We start from the raw sequence: 18,505 nt of genomic DNA, 5'->3' as shown, positions 1-18,505 counted from the left end.
CTCAAAGAAAAAAATGCCTGCCGATGGTCCAAGACTGCCTTTTTTGCCGATTTCCCCGCGATCCCCTTTTGGAATCCCCAAGTTTCCCGGCAGTGATCGGCTCCGGCTTTACATACCGAACTCTACTTTGTATGAGTATTATTACTTACTTTAATCTCCCTCGCCTTCGGCATCTACCCCTCTCTATATTAAGATTATTAAATAAATATTAAATTATTTTAAGTAACATAAAAAATTTTAATTTTTGTTATTAAACATTATGATGTTAGTTTATATTGTCAAGGTGGACAGCTTCCCCTATTCTTATAGGATAGGAAGCTTTACACTGCATTACTAAAAAATGTGGGCCTCCCCGTCCAAATTTTTAGATTTCTCAAAGATTTGTAACGGTAATTTCGCTCATCCTCAAAGGAGATTCAAAAATGTCAATTGCCGTGGGAATGATTGAGACAAAAGGTTTTCCCGCTGTTGTGGAAGCTGCCGATGCTATGGTCAAAGCTGCCCGCGTTACCCTCGTGGGCTATGAAAAAATCGGCAGCGCCCGCGTCACCGTAATTGTGCGCGGCAACGTGTCGGAAGTCCAAGCCTCAGTCGCAGCAGGAGTGGAATCCGTCAAGCGCGTGAACGGCGGAGAAGTCGTCTCTACCCACATTATCGCTCGCCCCCACGAAAACCTAGAATACGTTCTGCCGATTCGATATACAGAAGCAGTAGAACAGTTCCGAGGCTACTAAGTTCTTAGCGCACAAAAATTTCCTTAAACGAAAATTTGTGCGATCGTCAAAAATTAACTGTTTAGTTCCCCAAATATTCAATCAGGAGTAAAACCAATGGCAATTGCAGTTGGCATGATCGAAACATTAGGCTTCCCCGCAGTGGTAGAAGCCGCTGACGCGATGGTCAAAGCAGCCCGCGTCACCTTGGTAGGCTACGAAAAAATCGGTAGCGCTCGGGTTACGGTCATTGTAAGAGGAGATGTCTCGGAAGTGCAAGCTTCTGTCGCAGCCGGAGTAGAGTCAGTGAAGCGCGTTAACGGCGGACAAGTGATGTCCACCCACATTATCGCCCGCCCTCACGAAAACTTAGAATACGTGTTGCCGATTCGCTATACCGAAGCTGTAGAACAGTTCCGTGAAGGCGTCAGCGGCATTCGCCCTCTCAACAGATCATAAGATAGGCGATTCCCTACGGGATAGCTTCGCTTCACGGCTGTTAGGGGCGTTTGGTAATTAAAAATTAAAAATCGCGATGTTTTTGATTTAGCATTTTTAATTTTTAATTGAGGTGGGTATGGGATATTGGTTATTAGTCATCAGTCATCGGTCATGAGTGATTAGTTACTAGACGAAGCTCTAAAAGGCGGACAGCGGACTGAGGAAAGCTAATTAAAAAAAGACAAGTGACAGTGAAAAAATGACAATTACCAATTACCTATTACCTATTACCTAAAATGCAAATGGCCAAAGTTCTCGGCACAGTTGTCAGTACCCAAAAAGAGCCGACGCTGAGAGGATCGAAATTTCTACTGCTGCAATTCATTGATGAGGAGGGTTCGCCAGTTCCCGGCTATGAGGTAGCCGCTGACTGTGTGGGCGCTGGTATCGATGAATGGGTTTTAGTGACCCGAGGCAGCGCAGCCCGGATCGCGCCCGGAAGCGAAAACCGTCCGATCGATGCTCTGGTAGTAGGCATTATAGATACTGTCAATGTAGAAAACCGCCTCATTTACAGTAAAAAAGACGACCCATACGGCTAGTTGCAACCGTTAGCAGTTAGCAGTTAGTGGAAAAATAACTAACAACTAACACCTAACAACTAACAACTAACAACTAACAACTAACAAAAAGATTTTTCAGTTTAGGAGAACTTAATTTATGGCAGTCCGCAACGTTGCGGCTCCCCCGACGCCTTGGTCGAAAAACTTGGCTGAGCCCAAAATTCACGATACCGCCTTCGTACATTCCTTTTCTAACATTATTGGGGATGTGCAGATCGGTTCTAATGTGATGATTGCCCCCGGGACATCTATCCGCGCCGATGAAGGCACTCCGTTTTATATCGGACAAGGAAGCAACATTCAAGACGGAGTAGTGATTCACGGCCTAGAACAAGGCCGAGTCACAGGAGACGACGACAAATCCTATTCTGTGTGGGTGGGGAAAAATACTTCCCTCACCCACATGAGTTTAATTCACGGCCCTGCCTACGTGGGCGACAACTGCTTTATCGGCTTTCGCTCTACGGTGTTCAATGCCAGAGTGGGCAACGGCTGCATTGTCATGATGCACGTACTAATTAAAGATGTGGAGATCCCCCCCGGTAAGTACGTACCTTCGGGAGCCATTATCACTAATCAGAAGCAAGCCGATCGCTTGCCTGACGTTCAAGATTCTGACATTCAATTTGCGACCCATGTCATCGGCATCAATGACGCTCTGAGAACGGGTTATCGCTGCGCTGAGAACATCGCCTGTCTAGCACCAATTCGCAACGAGAAAAGTACCAACCCAAATATGAATCAAACCAAATATTCTACCCATGCCGGCACCCAATTGAGTCCAACTCTTGCCGATAGCATCCGCAATTTACTAGCCCAAGGATACAGCGTGGGAGCAGAACACGCCGACGCACGCCGCTTCCGTACCGGTTCTTGGCGTACTTGCGGCCCGATTTCCTCAACCCGCGACTCAGAAGTAATCGCGGCTTTGTCAGCTTGCATGGCTGAACACCAAGGAGAATACGTGCGCTTGATCGGGATTGACACCAAAGCCAAGCGCCGCGTACTAGAAGAAATCGTCCAAAGACCGGGAGACAACGGCTCTAACGGTTCTAACGGTGCGAAAACTCACCAATCTAACGGTAAAGTTGCACAAGCTTCATACCACAATAGCGGTTCCGTGTCGAATGGAAAATTGAGTGCCGAAACAGTGGCTCAGGTTCGCAGCTTGCTAGCTCAAGGCTACAAAGTGGGTACGGAACACGCCGACGCGCGCCGCTTCCGCACCAGTTCTTGGCAAAGCGGGGCTTCGCTGCAAGTCAGAAACGAATCTGAGGCGATCGCCGCTTTGGAAGCTGTGATGAATCAGTACCCGGGCGAGTACGTGCGCTTGATCGGGATTGACCCGAAAGCTAAGCGGCGTGTCGTTGAAGAACTTATTCAGCGTCCAGACGGACCCGTGGCTCAATCGGCTAAGCCGGCAGCAACTTCGGGATACAAAGCAGCTTCGACTGGTTCTGCCAGCAGCGGAAGTTTGACCGGCAAGACGATCGACCAAATCCGCAACCTGCTTTCCCAAGGCTACAAAATTGGCACGGAACACGCCGACGCGCGCCGTTTCCGCACCGGTTCTTGGAGCAGTTGCGCCCCGATCTCATCCAACCGCGAATCTGAAGTGATTTCTGCCCTCGAAAGCTGTCTCAAAGAACACAGCGGCGAGTACGTCCGTTTGCTGGGCATCGACTCCAAAGCGAAGCGCCGGGTACTCGAAGAAATTATCCAACGACCTTAATTTGCCTGGTAATTAGCTTGTTTCTCCCGTTAAGCCCTCACACAGGTGTCCACGGGAGAAATCCAAGCGGATTGAAGTTGGATTTGAGATAGTAAAAAAGCTCGATTGAGAAATGTTGGTCAAAATCTAGAATCTTCTGAAAGTTTCTATAAAACGTTAAAGCATCAAGCTTCTCAGTATTAGTAAATTATCGTTTCTTAGATTGACATGGTTAAATTTATCAGTCGAGAAAACCCATAATTTAAAGTCGTTTTATCGAAAAAAATAGCTCCTTTCATGGTGAAGTCGAATGTATTTATCGCCACTGCAATTAAGTAGCAACTCTCAGATTTTGATGAGTGGCGATGTAGTTGTGAATGAGGGTGCGGCGATCGCCCCTGGAGCAATCCTACTAGCAGACCCGGGCAGCCGGATATCGATCGCCGCCGGTGCGTGTATCGGCATGGGAGTTATCCTTCACGCCCGTGAAGGTACTCTGGAAATCGCGGCGGGCGCTATTCTGGGTGCAGGGGTGCTGGTGGTAGGTGCGGGAACGATCGGGGAAAATGCCTGTATTGGGGCCGGGACGACCCTAATCAATCCTTGTATCGACAAAATGCAAATTATGGCAGCAGGTTCTCTAATGGGAGATACCAGCCGCCAAGCCACCGCAGAAGAAGCAACCGCAACAGCGCCAACAGCAGCGCCAAGATCACCAGAAACCCCCGAAGCCACTACGCCACCAGTCGATCGACCGATCGAGCCGATCGAGCCGCCACAACCCGCCCAAACACCGCCTCAAACTGCGCCAGAGACTGCCCCAGACCCGCCGGAATCCACTGCTGCAGAGCCACCCCAACCAGGGGAAACGCCAACTATTCTGTACGGTCAAGCTCACATCAATCGGCTGTTGGGGACGCTGTTTCCGCACCGGCAAGCTTTTAATCGATCGGAGGAAAACGGCCAAACTCTATCGGGCGGTTCCGGGTAGCCGTCATTTCCGCAAAAGGCAGCTATGCTGAAGGCAGAAAGATCAAATATAAATAGGTAATCTCATATTATTGGTAGCTCAGCAATTTGTAAGGCCTTGCCGCAGCAATCTGTGTCTTGTAGCTCGTGCAGTCTGTCTTCTCATCTGAGAAACTATAAACTATCAACAAATTTTTATTTTGGGAAGTTTCTAAGGGTAATAGAAGATGGACGGACAAACGGATCGTAACAGTCACGAAGAACGATCGCAGCGCCAGGAATACTTCAAAGACACTGCTTTGGGTTTGGTATCCACCAAGAGTTTTCCGGCGATTGTGGGGACTGCTGACATGATGCTGAAGTCGGCAGGAGTGGTTTTAGTAGGATACGAAAAAATTGGTTCCGGTCACTGTACGGCGATCGTCCGGGGCAGAATTTCGGATGTGCGTTTGGCTGTGGAAGCTGGAGCTCAAACTGCCGAACAGTTCGGGCAGTTTGTTTCTAAGTTGGTGATTCCTAGACCTTTGGCTAATTTGGAAGTGGTTTTGCCGATCGGCTTTCGGCTGACTGAACTTTCCGAAAGTGGCAATTATTCTCGGCTTAGCAATCAGGCGATCGGTTTGCTCGAAACCCGGGGGTTTCCGGCAATGGTCGGTGCTTGCGATGCTATGCTCAAATCCGCAGACGTACACTTGGCAGCTTACGAGAAAATTGGCGCCGGTTTGTGCACGGCAATTATTCGCGGTGCAGTTGCAGATGTAGCAGTAGCCGTAGAGGCCGGGATGTACGAAGCTGAGCGAATTGGCGAGTTGAACGCGGTGATGGTTATTCCGAGGCCTTTGGAAGATTTGGAACAAACTTTACCGCTGGCGAGTTGCTGGATCGAGCAGCGTAAACCTGTGATGATGCCCGTCTCCGTTAAGGAAAAGGAACAAGAATTGATCGAACTTCCAGATTTGGAGAAATTGAGGGTTTATGTCGAAGAGGAAATCAATCGGTAATTGGTAATTAGGCAACAAAAGTTTGTAGAGGCGTGCTGCTGCAAATACTGAGACGAAGTTTGTCAAAAAAATATAGAGTTTACTCGGTGGGACTGCTGGCAACAATTTATACTGAGTAGCGGTCTCAAACTTAATTGCGCGATCGAGCCGATCGCAGCCGCATCAAGAAACACACAGCACCAAGTAAAACTAGACTTTTAAGCGAAAGTCGATCGGGTAAACAATCGAACTGACTAATAAGTCAATCCAGCCGACGTGCAGAGCCTTTCAACAGGATTTAACTACTGTTAAAATAAACCAAAAATCCTGTCTAAGGTAGATTGCCGGGAATCATTTAAGAGTTACTCTGACTGCGGGTGGATGCTCTTTCAACAGATTAACGGCTGTCGAACTCAAAACTGACTGCACAGGAATCACCCCCCAGCATCAAGCAATCCTGAAAGTTGACCTATGAACCTCAAACAATTTTACAAGCGTGGTTTGTACAGCGCTAAGAAAGGAAACTATGAAGCGGCACTTGAGGACTTCGATGAGATACTGCAAGTCAATCCCGCCGATGCCAAAGCCTACAACAATCGCGGCTTGGTTTACTATTACATGAAAGACTACCAAAAAGCGATCGCCGACCTCAGCAAGGCCCTAGATATCAATCCTAATTTCTTCGAGGCTTACTTGAATCGAGGCAATGCTTGGCGTCATCTCGGAGAACACGAAAAAGCCATTGAAGATCTCAACTGCGCTTTAGCAAATAAGCCTAACAACCACGCTATCTACAACAACCGAGGACTTGTACTTGCTAATTTAGGAAATTACGAAGAAGCAATAGAAGACTACGATCGAGCTATATCTATCAATTCCCACAATTATAAAACCTATTACAACCGGGGGCGCGCTTACTACCTTTTGGGAGAAAAAGAGGCAGCAACGGAAAATTTTAACGAAACGCTGCGGTTGAATCCTAAATATATCAAAGCTTACATAAATCGAGGTCTCTGTTACCACCAATTAGGAGACAATACGCAGGCGATCGCCGATTACAACACTGCACTCGGCATCGATCCACAAAATGTTTATGCCTATTATAACAGAGGTTGCGTTCGCTATAAATTAAGACAAATGCAGCTTGCAATTGAAGACTTTGATAAAGCAGTGGAACTCGATCCGAACTATGTTAAAGCTTATCTCAACCGGGGTTTAGCGCTGTATAAACTTGGAGATATTACGGCAGCCAATAAGGATTTCTACCATGTAATGTGCATTAATGCTGAAGCTTATTTATACTACCAAGCACAGAGGTGTACGCCTGATATTAATTCGTACTTCAAGGAAGCGCCACAGGTCGAACTTAATAATGCGGCCGAATACTACAACACAACATTAAATACGATGTCAACTTCCTTAAGTTCAGCAGCATTAAACGCGGTATGGAATCAAGAAGATTTGGAGAACAGAGACTCGATTATCTGTGAAGGTGAATTTATTAATGATTGATTTAGTCAGTAATCAAGGCTCTTCGGTACTTAGTAGGCTAAAATGTTATAATAAGATTCAATTGTAGCAAACTAAGTACCGAAGTACGGAAGCTCCATAAACATTAACTGAAACTAAAGGATTGCTATATCATTCTGATTGTTGATTATGCGTCTCTAGCCAACTGTTGGATAACTTGTAACTCTACATCCATTGCTATGCCTCACTTATAGCGTTTTTATCTTTTCACACTTTTATTTTAATACTCCGAGAGTGACAGAAAAGAGGTAAGGTTCGGTAACGCCATTCAAGATTTTAAGTTCAGCCGTTCTCCGGCAATGAGAACTTCAATTTCCGTTTAACACTTAAACAATTAAATCAGTAATACCAATTTAATATGAAGCTGCATAAAATAGGGCTTCAAGAATAAACTTGTAAGATGACAACGAACTAATTTGCGAGCGGGGTGATTTTTTCAAGAACTTGTTTCAATCGCTTTCGTAATTGCTCAAGTGTTGTAAAAACCTCTCCAACAAGTTTATGTTTGATATATTCCCAGACCCTTTCAATTGGATTAAGTTCTGGACTATGTGAGGGTTGACAGACAGGAATTAAATTTTCGGACCATGATAGTTCATTCGTGATATGAGCACCCGCTCTATCCATGTGAATAAGGGCCATATCTTCACCGAATTGTAGAGAAAGAGCGTCAATAAATTGCTAAAAATTTTCTCCGTTAAGATGAGTGTATTCTTGGCAAAAATGTTAGCCACTCAATGGTTCGACTACCCCATACAACCAAAAATTTTCACGTTTCCATAGTATGGGAGCAACTGGTTTTACCCCCCTGGCTGTAATTAATTTTCCTGTCAATGTTTTTCATCCCAACCGGGTTTCATCTTGACACAAATATCGTAGCTTTTTACCCTTAACAAAATATTTTTGCAACGTCAATACTGCTGGAATGATGTTTTTTTTAAAAGCTCCACTGCTTCTACGTCCTCTAAAGCACTTTGCGGACGTGGCACTTTCAGTTTTGCTTGGAGACGGTAATGCGCCCAGGCATAGACTGTTGCATAAGTCAGTTCTAAATTATACTCTGTTTTTAGCCATTCCACAATTTCCCCGTAGCTTTTGAAAGGGGCTCCTGTTGCTAAGCGTTCTTTAAGTCCTGCTAAGGCCTCAATACTCAAGTGTTGTACTTGTCCGGGGGCTTTTTTCACCAACAATAATTCCGATAATCCACCACGTCGATACTTTTGTAGCCAGCGGGTATCGTAGATTTGTCTCTACCCAAACGATGCGCTAATTCGGGCGTGTTCCTGTACTTGCCATGTTTTTAACCACCATAATACTTGTATTCGTTCTTTCTGACTCGCTGTACGAGTATTTTTTAGTTGTTTTTCTAAAAGTTTTGCACCTTCTTCAATTGTGATTTTTAAAAAACGAGCCATAAAACGCACCATAAACGCCATCTTTCTATTATATGCAACTTCACATTAAATTGGTATCACATCCTTTCCTTTGGAATTACCGTGTATCTGTCAGCGTGTCCCTGTTATTACCACAGGATTTTTGCTTCTGATACAATCCTTTTCTCGTATGCTATATAGCTAGCAACCTACTGGGAGTCGTTCACCCAGAAACATACAAGAGTTACTTCGTTCCGATTACACATTGATTGAGTATAACAGCGTGATGCTTTCGACCGGGTTTATGGGCGGTGCTTGTTAGTCAGAATATCAACTGCTAACGCCCTATCCTTGCGTTTTGGCTTGGTCTTAATCAGCCATTTGACCATTCAGATTAACGATGGTTCCAACACATCTTTACTTGCGTTACGCATACACTCTTGCTCAGCAGTTACCACATCTGGCTAGTAGTAGTTCTGCTTTTTACCCCCGCTTTACCCTAGAGGTTGCTGTTCTCTAAAGTAGGGGATATGCTTTCACCGCTCCACTTGCGGGGTAGGACTTGTCTCAGGGACTTCACCTACAAATGTAATCAGTTATCACTAGCTAATCAGCTAGGCTAGCTTTCTCATAAGCTTTTAAGCTTAATTTCTGCTAAACGAATCGCACGATATTACATCCGTTACATCCGTTACATCCGTTACACAATCCGTTGCCGAACTTCCTTCTTCTAGAGTTTCTGGCGCGAACTCAGGTGAGCTTCAATTTCCGATCACCATACAGGGCGCAATTCCTTGCGAGCAAAAAGCTGCAACTGATCGCCGGCGTGGGGCGAACCAGGTTGAGTGGCGTTACCGTAACGGTTTAGCGCCATCGCTTTCACCGAATTTGAGAACTCAATCGCAGCCACAAAAGAATCGCCCGCAACCGCTTGAAAGCGATCGTCCTTCCCAGGAGCGAACCATACTGAGCGAAATACACCCAAAGCACCGTCAGCTCCATTTGCAGGCAGATTCGCCACCCCAGGCAATCGGAAGACTTCCCCCCATGCCACATCTAACGCGCCATAAGTTACCTCCACTACCGATCGGCATCCATCGCTTCTTTCCAAAAGGCAAACAGCACCGCACCGCGACTCTCAGCATCGACTTTCCGATCCCAAGTCGCGAGAACTTCCGCAGCGCGGCGCGCTTTTTCACTGCCTTGGCGTGCGGCGGGAATTAAATCATCGAGGAGGCGATAGGCGAGTTCTAACTGAGTAGAATGTTTGTATTGCATCAATTCATCGAAAGAGATTTTGTCATCTTCTAAGAGCATTTTTGCCGATCGCTGCGATCGCAAATCCATTGGGCCGCGCGGTGCCATGTAGGCGGGATAATTATCGGGTGCGAGCGCGCTGGGAAACGTCGTCGTCCAAGGCGGATCGTTAGTATTTTGCAACCAACCGCTGGGCGGATCGACAACGCGCGGCAAATCCGCATAGGGATGATTTTTGCTCCACAAAGTCTCTGACGTATTGCCTGGAATCGTGCCTGACCAGTATTTAAAATCTCCTTTTTTGCGTATGGGGACTTGACCGTTAAACAAGTGCATGATATGCCCCTCACGATCGGCATACATGACGGTAAACATAGGAATTTCCAAGCGCTTTAAAGCAGCCTCAAATTCATTGAAATTCCTTGCCCGCGCCATATCCCACCACTCCTCTAAAGCACCGGACTGTTCGAGTCCGACAACGCGCCGGGCGATCGCTTTGCCCTGTTTTTCTGTGACAATCGGCCCGTGAACAGAACGCCGCACGACTATAGATTCCGATCGCAAGTTCCCATTCTTTTCTTTGACTTTTAAAACCTTCTCTTCTCTGTCAAATTTTCGGACTTCGCCATCGAAGCGATAGCCATCGTTAGCGAGGGGCAATTCATAGGCATCCCAGCCATCGTGAGTGTTGACAGTATGAGTCCATCCCAAATTGTCATTAAAGGCGATCGTTAATAAAGGAAATCCGACGAGAGTCGGTCCGTAAGCGTTAATTTCTGGGGCAATCAGTTGCGCTTCGTACCATAAATATAAATCCGACCAAGGAAGGTGAGGATTTGCCAATAGCATGGCATTGCCGCTTTCAAAGCGCGAAGGAGCGATCGCCCAACCATTAGAGCCTTTGGTGGTGTCATTTTCAGCAAGATTTTCAACGCTATCTGGCTCGACTATAAAAGTAAAATTCATGACACGTTGCTTGTGTGCCAATACATCTGCCGGTTTGAGGGGCAATGCTACCTTTAATTCTTCGGTTAGCGCCTCTGGGTGTTCTTTTGCATAGGCATTCATTCCGCCAACAAAAGCATCGTGATAGTTGCGAAAAATCGGATTTTGTAATTCATACCACGCCTTGGCGCGATTAGGAATTCCCATAGTTTGCACCCAGAAATCGGATTCCAGATAATCTTCGCCCCCAAATTCTGCCTCTTGCCCGTAAAGACGCAAAATCAGATTACCGTGACTTTGCATCTGCGCCACCCGAAAGCGTAGAAAAGGCTTTTACTATTCTATCCGTAAATGTGTGGAATTCCATAGGTATCCCAAAGAATTTGATTGCCAATTTTAGGCGCGGATTGAGTCCCATTATTGAGGAGCAAAACTAAAATAAAACTCATTAATAACGAGGCAATCCGTCGGCTTTGTTTTTTTAGTTGTAGAAACACTGGAAATTAATTTGCTAGGGTTAAACTTAGACATGGCAGCCTTTTCAACAAGCTGCACGAACAAAACGCCGAGGATTTCAAGCCCTTTTATGGAGAGAGAAAAAACTATACCAAATCCGATGCCCAGAAACGTAACCTATCTACGTCTATCTGCGTCCATCTGCGTCCATCTGCGGTTAAAAAATACCACCTCTTCGAGAAATCCAGAAAATCCGAAAAAACACTCTATGTAAATCGGATGTGAAAAAACAAGCCCTCCCCTACCCTCACCAAATTGAAAAGCGCTATAAAACGCCGGTGTGCCGACTGCAAAGCGCATTAATGTCATTGGTGAGGAGGGGAGGAAACAAGTAGGGGGAGATAGCTTATAAGCTTATTTTTGAAGCTGCCCCTGTTGCCAATTTCCCTCTACCTTCGTTCCGTCTGCATAGATGTACAAACCTTGACCGTGTTTTTGCCCCTTGAGGAATTCACCTTGATAGCGATCGCCATTAGCGTAAATGCAGGTACCTTTGCCGTTGAACTGACCATCGCTAAATTCGCCTTCGCAGCGATCGCCATTCTTAAAAATGTAAACTCCTTTCCCGCTCATCTTACCCTTGACAAAAGTGCCTTTATAGCTATCTCCATTGGCGAACTCGCGGACACCTTCACCACTAAACTCTCCATTGTCAAACGGCCCTTGATAACGTCCCCCTTCTTTAAAAGTAAACAACCCCTGACCTTGAGTATTGCCCTTGACAAACTCTCCTTCATAGCGGTTGCCGTTTGGATATTCGCGAACCCCTTTACCGTGAAACTGCCCTTCACTAAATTGCCCCTCATAACGACCTCCTTCAGCAAAGGTATAAATTCCCTGCCCGTGAGGTAGATTATTCAGCAACTCTCCTTCGTAGCGGTTCTTATTAGCATATTGACAGACGCCTTTGCCGCTAACTTTTCCTTCTTTAATATCTCCTTCGCAACGAGTGCCGTTACTCAACGTAAAAGCCCCGCGACCGCTGGGAGAACCATTGGTGAAAGAGCCTTCGTAACGAATGCCGTTAGTTGAGGTAAAAGTGCCTGTACCGTCGAACTCACCGTTTTTGAAACTTCCTTCGTAGCGGTTGCCGTTAGCAAATTCGCGGACACCTTGACCGTTGAATTCCCCATCCCCAAATTCTCCTTGGTATCGACCTTCTTCTTTAAAGGTATAGATGCCTTGACCGTGAGGTTTACCGTTGAGAAATTGGCCTTCGTAGCGATCGCCGTTGGCATATTGACAGATGCCGGGGCCGCTGAGTTTTCCCTCACTCAATTCTCCCTCGCAACGTCCGCCATCGGGTAAAGTAATTACTCCTGCCATTGCGCTGTGAGGGTTGGCAAACAACAAAGCAATTCCCAAGTTGGAACCAAGTAATAGAGCGAGTCCAACTCGCTGGAGTTTACTTAATATTACTGACGACATTCCCAAATTCATAATTCACAAAAAATTCAACTTTTAACTTTGCTATTCCTTGGACGGTGCTATAGAATTGCCAGCCAAATTGCTAGAGTCTCAAAAAAATCTCTAGTCATTGAGCCGGAAGGTAATAAATGCTGTTTTTCTTTGAATGCCACTCTCTGATGAGGCAAATTTCCATCTTTCTACTGTTTTAATCGCTGCGCGATCGAAGTCGTCGTACTTGCTCGAAGTCAAGATCGCGATGTTGAATGCCTTACCGTTGGGGTCAATGTCAAAAATGACTTCCACTCGGCCTTGTCGCCCTTCTTGTCTGGCTGCGCTCGGATATTCAGGTTTATCGCAGCTAATGCAAGTGCCCGGAGGCGGGCCGGAAGGGCGCGAAGGACTCCCCCCTCTTCTTGGATTTGTCGGTTTTGGCATCGACCCCGAACCGCTGCCAAATGGCTCTGACGAACCCCCGCCGCCATTTCCACCTCCACCGGGTGATGAGTTCGACGCACTTCCTCCAGGGCTTCCACCTCCAGGGCCTCCACCTCCAGGGGTACCAGATGAGGCGAGGTTTCCTAAACCTCCGATCGCATTTCCAGAATTGCCGCCGCCTCCTGGCCTGGTGGTCGTGACTGGCGAACCAGCCCCAGGCGTTCGGGCCGATCGCCCCGAACCAGCCGCAAATGGCTCATCCGAAGGTATGTCGCCATTTTTGCTGGCACCGGATGGTGAGTTCGACGCACTTCCTCCGGGACTATCAGAGGAGGCGAGGTTTCCTACATCCCCGATCGCGTTTCCAGAATTGGCGCGGCCTCCTGGCCTACTAGCTGTGACTGGCGAGCCAGCCGCGGGCGATCGCTGTATGGGCCCGGAAGAAGGATTTAATGGCTCTGAGGAAGGCTCCCCGCTACCCGCCGAAGCAGATGACGAGAGCGGGTTATTTTTTTCAGGGCTGTCTGAGGAGTTGGGATTTCCAGCATCATTTGTAAAGTCTGTGGAACTTGCAGCACCCTTGGGGCGGGAGGCGGCAACGGGTGGTTCGCTGGGAGGGGGGTCCTGGCTTGCCGTTGTGCTGGGGCGATCGATTTTTGGAGGATCGGGCGAGGGGGTTTCGGGTTCGGTGGCGATCGGGGTTTTAGGAGTTTCTGGGGAATTAAAATCCTGTTGAGGTGGGGGGGAAGGCTCCTCTGGAATCGGCGGTGGCGTTACCGCTACGGGTGGCTTCTCTGGAATTGGTGGTGGCGTTACCGCTACGGGTGGCTCCTCTGGAATCGGCGGTGGCGTTACCGCTACGGGTGGCTCCTCTGGAATCGGCGGTGGTGTTACCGCTACGGGTGGCTCCTCTGGAATCGGCGGTGGTGTTACCGCTACCGGTGGCTCCTCTGCGGGAGTTGGCTCTGGTGGCGGTTCTGGTTTGAAAGTCTCAGGTGGGGGAGATACCTTTTCTGGAATAGTCGGCTCTGGCTGGGTTTCCTCTACTTTGGGCTCATCAAGCACAACAACTTCAATGGGTTCCTCTGCAAATTCAGCAGGTTTGACCAAGTTAAGGCTCAACGGCAGCGCGACGCCGTGCAGTAAGCTTGAGGCTAACAGACTGATCGCCAGAGCTTTTTTGAGAGCTTCTTCTTGTTGTTGTCTTTGCGTCGCCGAAATATTTGAAAAACTCATGCCTTCTCAATCTCCTTTATGGATGACAACATCCTCGCTGGCTCCCCGACATAACCAGAAACAAGCTATCAACAGCCTGTTGAGCTTGCTATCAATGATGAACCTACCCATCCTATAAGAAGACTGTCACCCTGTTCAAGACTCTTGCAATTAATTTTCATTATTTAATTTTGAGATAGCCACTAGACGCTACCAATCAGCATTTCCTTTGGGGGCGTCTACCTTGCTCTTATGGGCGCTGTCAATGTTCTGATTCTGCTAGGGGAAGGTTCAAAAATGCCTTAATTGCAATACTCTAGCCCGTAATATACCAACAAATTTCCACATTCTCAAGCTTTTTATAAAAATTATTTAATAAGTAAAACTCATTATGTTTATATATTTCATATGTTATTTTTATTTAAAAAGGTGGAGCATGACTTGACAAACCCTGAATTTTGTGGAAACCTAGTTGAGAATCTTTTAAATTATTGAAGATTATTGTCAAGTCCTAACGCAAATAGTTAGCAAAGAAGCACTGGCAGAACAATCTGTCGCGATCTCGGTCGTGATCGCATTAGGAGCATTTTGGGTACAGACGAAGATAGTCACATACAGGTAGTGCGTTTGTGCGATCGCGATCGCGCTTGAGTGAAACAATTCGCAGCCTGAATCACTTGTGCTGACTTGACGCAGAAACTCTACCAGCCTTCGATCGGGCTAATTGCACCATTAGGCAGCTTGCGATCACTCAACACAGCTAACGAGAATACAAACTAATGGATAATTTCATTTACATTTTTCGCGCTGGGGGCATTGTTTCTTGGCCGCTGCTTGCCTCGTCAATCGCAGCAGTCGCACTGATTTTAGAGCGTCTTTTCTTTTGGTTTAAAGTGAATCAGCGACAGCGGCGGGTCGTCCGGGAAGTGCTAAGACTTTACACTCAAAACCCGGATTCCGCCATCAAAAAGTTACAAGTAAACGCTGATTTGCCGTTAGCCAGAATTTTTTTAGAAGCTTTAGAATTAGACTCGCCCAACATCGAAGAATTTCGTTTGGTCTTAGAAAGTGCAGCTCAGGCAGAAATCCCCGTTTTGAAGCGATTCAATACAATATTTGACACCATTATCACCCTCTCCCCGCTATTTGGGTTGCTCGGAACAGTTTTGGGCCTAATTACCACCTTTGACTCCCTCAAACTGGGAGATGCAGCAGGCACCAATGCCGCGGGCGTTACTGGGGGGATTAGCGAAGCCCTCGTTTCTACGGCAATGGGGTTAGTGGTGGCAATCTTTACACTCGTATTTGCTAATATGTTTCGTGGGTTTTACTTACAGCAGATAGCTTTTATGCAGGAAGCCGGAGGCCAGCTAGAGCTATTGTACCGTCACCACTACGAAAAACTACCAAGAGAGTCTAAGTATGCGCCTACCCGATGAACCTGATAGTATTCCCCAGATCAACATCGTGCCACTGATTGATGTAACCTTCGCCATATTGACGTTTTTCATTGTTTCCTCTTTGTCTTTATCCAAATCCGAGGGTCTACCCGTAAATTTACCGAAAGCAGCAACCTCTCAAGTTCAGGACTCGCCTGCTAAAATTACCGTCACCATTGATGCTCAGGGAAAATTAATGGTTGATAAAAAGTCAGTCAACTTAGAGCAGATTGAGAGTACAGTGCGACAGGTAATGGGGTCAAATCCGAACTCATTAATTGTGCTGAATGCGGATAGAAGCGTCAATCACGGAAATGTTGTGGAAGTTATGGATCGATTACGCCGAATTAAGGGAGCTAAGTTAGGGATAGCTACCGTAAAGTAGAGAGCTTCTATAATTACTAATTTGTAATTTCCTCACGCCTTTAAACTGAAATTACCCTGTGCAGATCTAGTAAAAAAGACTGTAAACCTGATTAAGAGCTAGTCCTGAATACTCAGTATACGATTCAGGACTTTATTTAATAAAGCAGTTAAAAATTAAAGTCCTTACTGCCAATAAACAGCAAGGACTTTAATTATTTATTCCTGAGTTTTAAGAACGAACATCCTTACTACACACGTTAAATATTTGCCATCACTTCACGCGCTGCCGCCAAAGTTCGATCGATATCTTCGTCAGTATGAGCCAAAGAAGTAAATCCAGCCTCAAACTGCGAAGGAGCAAGATAAATTCCGTGCTCCAACATTCCCCGGTGAAAGCGGCTGAACTTCGTCAAATCCGACTTCTTCGCATCCTCGTAATTGTGAACCGGGCCAGCCGCAAAAAACAAGCCAAACATCCCGCTAATTTGCCCGCCCCAAACCGCGTGTCCGGCTTCCTTAGCAATTTTTAGCAATCCGTCAGACAGTTTTTTGGTAATCTTATCCAACTGTTCGTAAGTGCCGGGTTTTTGCAGCAATTCCAAAGTCTTAATCCCAGCAGTCATCGCCAAAGGATTTCCCGACAGCGTACCCGCTTGATACATTGGGCCAGCAGGAGCAACCATCCCCATAATATCCCGCCTTCCCCCGTAAGCTCCCACCGGCAAACCGCCACCGATAACTTTACCCAAAGTAGTCAAATCCGGGGTGACACCGAATCTTTCCTGAGCTCCGCCGTAGGCGATGCGGAAACCGGTCATTACTTCATCAAAAACTAACAAAGCACCGTTATCTTTAGTAATTTCCCGCAAACCTTCGAGAAAGCCTGCATCCGGGGTAATAAAACCGGCATTGCCCACCACTGGTTCGAGAATTACACCTGCTATCTCGCCGGGATTTTCGGCAAATAAAGCTTTGACTGCTTCTAAGTCATTGTAGGGAGCGTTGAGGGTATTGGCAGTAGTGGATTTCGGGACGCCCGGGGAGTCGGGAAGGCCCAGAGTTGCGACGCCGGAACCGGCTTTTACCAAGAACATATCGGCGTGCCCGTGATAGCAGCCTTCAAATTTAATCAGTTTATCGCGTCCGGTGAAAGCTCGCATCAGCCGCAAAACGGCCATACAGGCTTCGGTGCCGGAGTTGACAAATCGCACCATTTCAATGCTGGGAACGGCATCGATGACCATTTCGGCCAGTACGTTTTCCAACACCGATGGTGCGCCGAAACTCGTACCTTTTTCTAAAGATTCGTGCAGGGCTTTGATGACTTCCGGGTGGGCGTGGCCGCAGATGGCTGGGCCCCAAGTGCCTACGTAGTCAATGTATTGGTTTTCGTCAACATCCCAAATGTAGGCTCCTTTTACCCTGTCAAAGACGATGGGCTGTCCGCCTACGGATTTGAAGGCGCGCACGGGGGAACTGACGCCACCTGGCATCAACTTCTGGGCTGCAGCGAAAATTTCTTCTGATTTGGTCGTTTTCAAGGTTGTGGAAACCAATGTTTTCTCCTTAGTGAACGTCTGTTGTTGGTAGAATAATTTTATAGCCAGTTCAACATAAAGGTTAGGTCGATTCAAGGAAACTATTCTAGTAGATTTTAGGGTACAAACCAATGAGTAGCAATACTAGCTTGGGTTTTTTAGGCTTTGTCGCACCCACATCGATCGCCCTAAAGTGTAATTTTTTGTAAAAGAGTTCTTGACAATTTACCCATCCCTTGCTCAATCTTCTCTCTTCCTTTGCGTCCTCTGCGTTCTCTGCGGTTAATTAAAAAAATCTCCGACAGGAAAGCGTTAATCTATCTTACCAAGTTGAAATAAAATTATGTCTACTACTGATTTATCAAGTTTGAGCCGATCGATCCCAATTGAAAAGATTCGTTACGACGATCGGGGTTTAGTGCCTGCGATCGTCCAAGATTATTTGGACGGTACAGTGTTAATGATGGCCTGGATGAATCGGGAGTCCCTGCAAAAAACGCTCTCTACTGGGCAAACTTGGTTCTGGAGTCGATCGCGCGCTGAATTTTGGAACAAAGGGGCGACTTCGGGACACGTTCAAAATGTCAAAGGGCTGCGTTACGACTGCGATAGTGATACTTTGCTAGTCACTGTCGAACAAGTCGGAGATATTGCTTGTCACACAGGAGAAAGAAGTTGTTTTCACCAAGTTGATGGGGAAATTTCACCGCCGCCAGGGGATATGTTATCTCAATTATTTGCCGTAATTTGCGATCGCCGCGACAATCCTAACGAAAGTTCTTATACTTGCAAGTTGTTCGAGGGCGGCGACAACAAGATTCTCAAGAAAATTGGCGAAGAGTCGGCGGAAGTTGTGATGGCTTGCAAAGATGACGACAAAGACGGGATTGCTGGGGAAGTTGCCGATTTATTTTATCATGCTTTGGTTGCTTTGGCTCACCATCAAGTTGATTTGAGAGAAGTTTACCGCAAATTGGGCGATCGACGAAAATAAATTAGTTAGTTGACGGTTAACAGTTGACAGTTGACTGTTAATGCTAACAA

The 18,505-nt window shown here is 46.7% G+C and carries 18 protein-coding genes; 10 read left to right on the top strand and 8 right to left on the bottom strand.

What is annotated here, in order from left to right; genetic code table 11:
* Positions 1–422: 422 nt before the first annotated feature.
* The 7 genes from QUA23_RS10265 (at position 423) to QUA23_RS10235 (ending at position 6,949) form a co-directional block, all read left to right on the top strand.
* Positions 423–734, top strand: coding sequence for a carbon dioxide-concentrating mechanism protein CcmK (locus QUA23_RS10265; protein ID WP_006635059.1), 312 nt, complete (start codon positions 423–425; stop codon positions 732–734).
* 96 nt (positions 735–830) lie between these two features.
* The gene (locus tag QUA23_RS10260; RefSeq protein WP_006635058.1) at positions 831–1,172 is read left to right on the top strand and encodes a carbon dioxide-concentrating mechanism protein CcmK; all 342 of its coding nucleotides are present in this window, start codon (positions 831–833) and stop codon (positions 1,170–1,172) included.
* Between the two features lie 278 nt (positions 1,173–1,450).
* The gene (locus tag QUA23_RS10255) at positions 1,451–1,756 is read left to right on the top strand and encodes a EutN/CcmL family microcompartment protein (RefSeq protein WP_006635057.1); all 306 of its coding nucleotides are present in this window, start codon (positions 1,451–1,453) and stop codon (positions 1,754–1,756) included.
* Between the two features lie 118 nt (positions 1,757–1,874).
* Positions 1,875–3,509 carry a ribulose bisphosphate carboxylase small subunit gene (locus tag QUA23_RS10250; protein WP_333074788.1) on the top strand — a complete coding sequence of 545 codons (1,635 nt, stop codon included), beginning with the start codon at positions 1,875–1,877 and terminating at the stop codon, positions 3,507–3,509.
* A 289-nt stretch (positions 3,510–3,798) separates the two neighbouring features.
* Positions 3,799–4,479, top strand: coding sequence for a carbon dioxide concentrating mechanism protein (locus QUA23_RS10245; protein WP_333074790.1), 681 nt, complete (start codon positions 3,799–3,801; stop codon positions 4,477–4,479).
* A gap of 205 nt (positions 4,480–4,684) precedes the next feature.
* Positions 4,685–5,458, top strand: coding sequence for a BMC domain-containing protein (locus QUA23_RS10240; protein WP_333074791.1), 774 nt, complete (start codon positions 4,685–4,687; stop codon positions 5,456–5,458).
* A 450-nt stretch (positions 5,459–5,908) separates the two neighbouring features.
* On the top strand, positions 5,909–6,949 hold the full coding sequence (locus QUA23_RS10235; protein ID WP_333074793.1) for a tetratricopeptide repeat protein: 1,041 nt from the start codon (positions 5,909–5,911) through the stop codon (positions 6,947–6,949).
* 429 nt (positions 6,950–7,378) lie between these two features.
* Here QUA23_RS10235 and QUA23_RS31040 read toward each other — a convergent pair whose 3' ends face one another.
* The 7 genes from QUA23_RS31040 to QUA23_RS10205 all read right to left on the bottom strand — a co-directional run bounded on the left by QUA23_RS31040 (position 7,379) and on the right by QUA23_RS10205 (position 14,139).
* Positions 7,379–7,642, bottom strand: a complete 264-nt coding sequence (locus QUA23_RS31040; protein WP_445243488.1) for a transposase — start codon at positions 7,640–7,642, stop codon at positions 7,379–7,381.
* A gap of 236 nt (positions 7,643–7,878) precedes the next feature.
* Positions 7,879–8,151: a hypothetical protein gene (locus tag QUA23_RS10230; RefSeq protein WP_333074795.1), complete on the bottom strand. Its 273-nt coding sequence runs from the start codon at positions 8,149–8,151 to the stop codon at positions 7,879–7,881.
* Positions 8,152–8,217: 66 nt separating this feature from the next.
* Complete coding sequence (locus QUA23_RS10225) at positions 8,218–8,394, bottom strand: hypothetical protein (RefSeq protein WP_333074796.1); 177 nt, start codon at positions 8,392–8,394, stop codon at positions 8,218–8,220.
* 718 nt (positions 8,395–9,112) lie between these two features.
* Positions 9,113–9,451 (bottom strand): penicillin acylase family protein, encoded by a 339-nt coding sequence (locus QUA23_RS10220; RefSeq protein WP_333110360.1) that lies wholly within the window; start codon positions 9,449–9,451, stop codon positions 9,113–9,115.
* On the bottom strand, positions 9,421–10,845 hold the full coding sequence (locus QUA23_RS10215) for a penicillin acylase family protein (RefSeq protein WP_333074799.1): 1,425 nt from the start codon (positions 10,843–10,845) through the stop codon (positions 9,421–9,423). The genes QUA23_RS10220 and QUA23_RS10215 overlap by 31 nt, the downstream gene beginning before the upstream one ends.
* A 567-nt stretch (positions 10,846–11,412) precedes the next feature.
* Positions 11,413–12,486 (bottom strand): hypothetical protein, encoded by a 1,074-nt coding sequence (locus QUA23_RS10210; protein ID WP_333074801.1) that lies wholly within the window; start codon positions 12,484–12,486, stop codon positions 11,413–11,415.
* A gap of 102 nt (positions 12,487–12,588) precedes the next feature.
* The gene (locus QUA23_RS10205; protein WP_333074802.1) at positions 12,589–14,139 is read right to left on the bottom strand and encodes a TonB family protein; all 1,551 of its coding nucleotides are present in this window, start codon (positions 14,137–14,139) and stop codon (positions 12,589–12,591) included.
* 758 nt (positions 14,140–14,897) lie between these two features.
* Between QUA23_RS10205 and QUA23_RS10200 the strand changes: the two genes are divergently transcribed.
* Together QUA23_RS10200 and QUA23_RS10195 are read left to right on the top strand one after the other, a co-directional pair.
* Complete coding sequence (locus QUA23_RS10200; RefSeq protein WP_333074804.1) at positions 14,898–15,557, top strand: MotA/TolQ/ExbB proton channel family protein; 660 nt, start codon at positions 14,898–14,900, stop codon at positions 15,555–15,557.
* Complete coding sequence (locus tag QUA23_RS10195) at positions 15,541–15,942, top strand: biopolymer transporter ExbD (protein WP_333074805.1); 402 nt, start codon at positions 15,541–15,543, stop codon at positions 15,940–15,942. The genes QUA23_RS10200 and QUA23_RS10195 overlap by 17 nt, the downstream gene beginning before the upstream one ends.
* 238 nt (positions 15,943–16,180) lie before the next feature.
* Here QUA23_RS10195 and hemL read toward each other — a convergent pair whose 3' ends face one another.
* Positions 16,181–17,479: a glutamate-1-semialdehyde 2,1-aminomutase gene (gene hemL / locus QUA23_RS10190; RefSeq protein ID WP_333074807.1), complete on the bottom strand. Its 1,299-nt coding sequence runs from the start codon at positions 17,477–17,479 to the stop codon at positions 16,181–16,183.
* Between the two features lie 325 nt (positions 17,480–17,804).
* On the opposite strand from hemL, the gene hisIE reads away from it, so the two are divergent.
* Positions 17,805–18,455, top strand: a complete 651-nt coding sequence (gene hisIE, locus QUA23_RS10185) for a bifunctional phosphoribosyl-AMP cyclohydrolase/phosphoribosyl-ATP diphosphatase HisIE (protein WP_333074810.1) — start codon at positions 17,805–17,807, stop codon at positions 18,453–18,455.
* Positions 18,456–18,505: the final 50 nt, after the last annotated feature.

Origin of the sequence: Microcoleus sp. Pol1C5, from assembly GCF_036701115.1 — a bacterium.
Classification (GTDB): domain Bacteria; phylum Cyanobacteriota; class Cyanobacteriia; order Cyanobacteriales; family Microcoleaceae; genus Microcoleus.
This window is presented reverse-complemented; position numbering and strand designations above follow the sequence as displayed.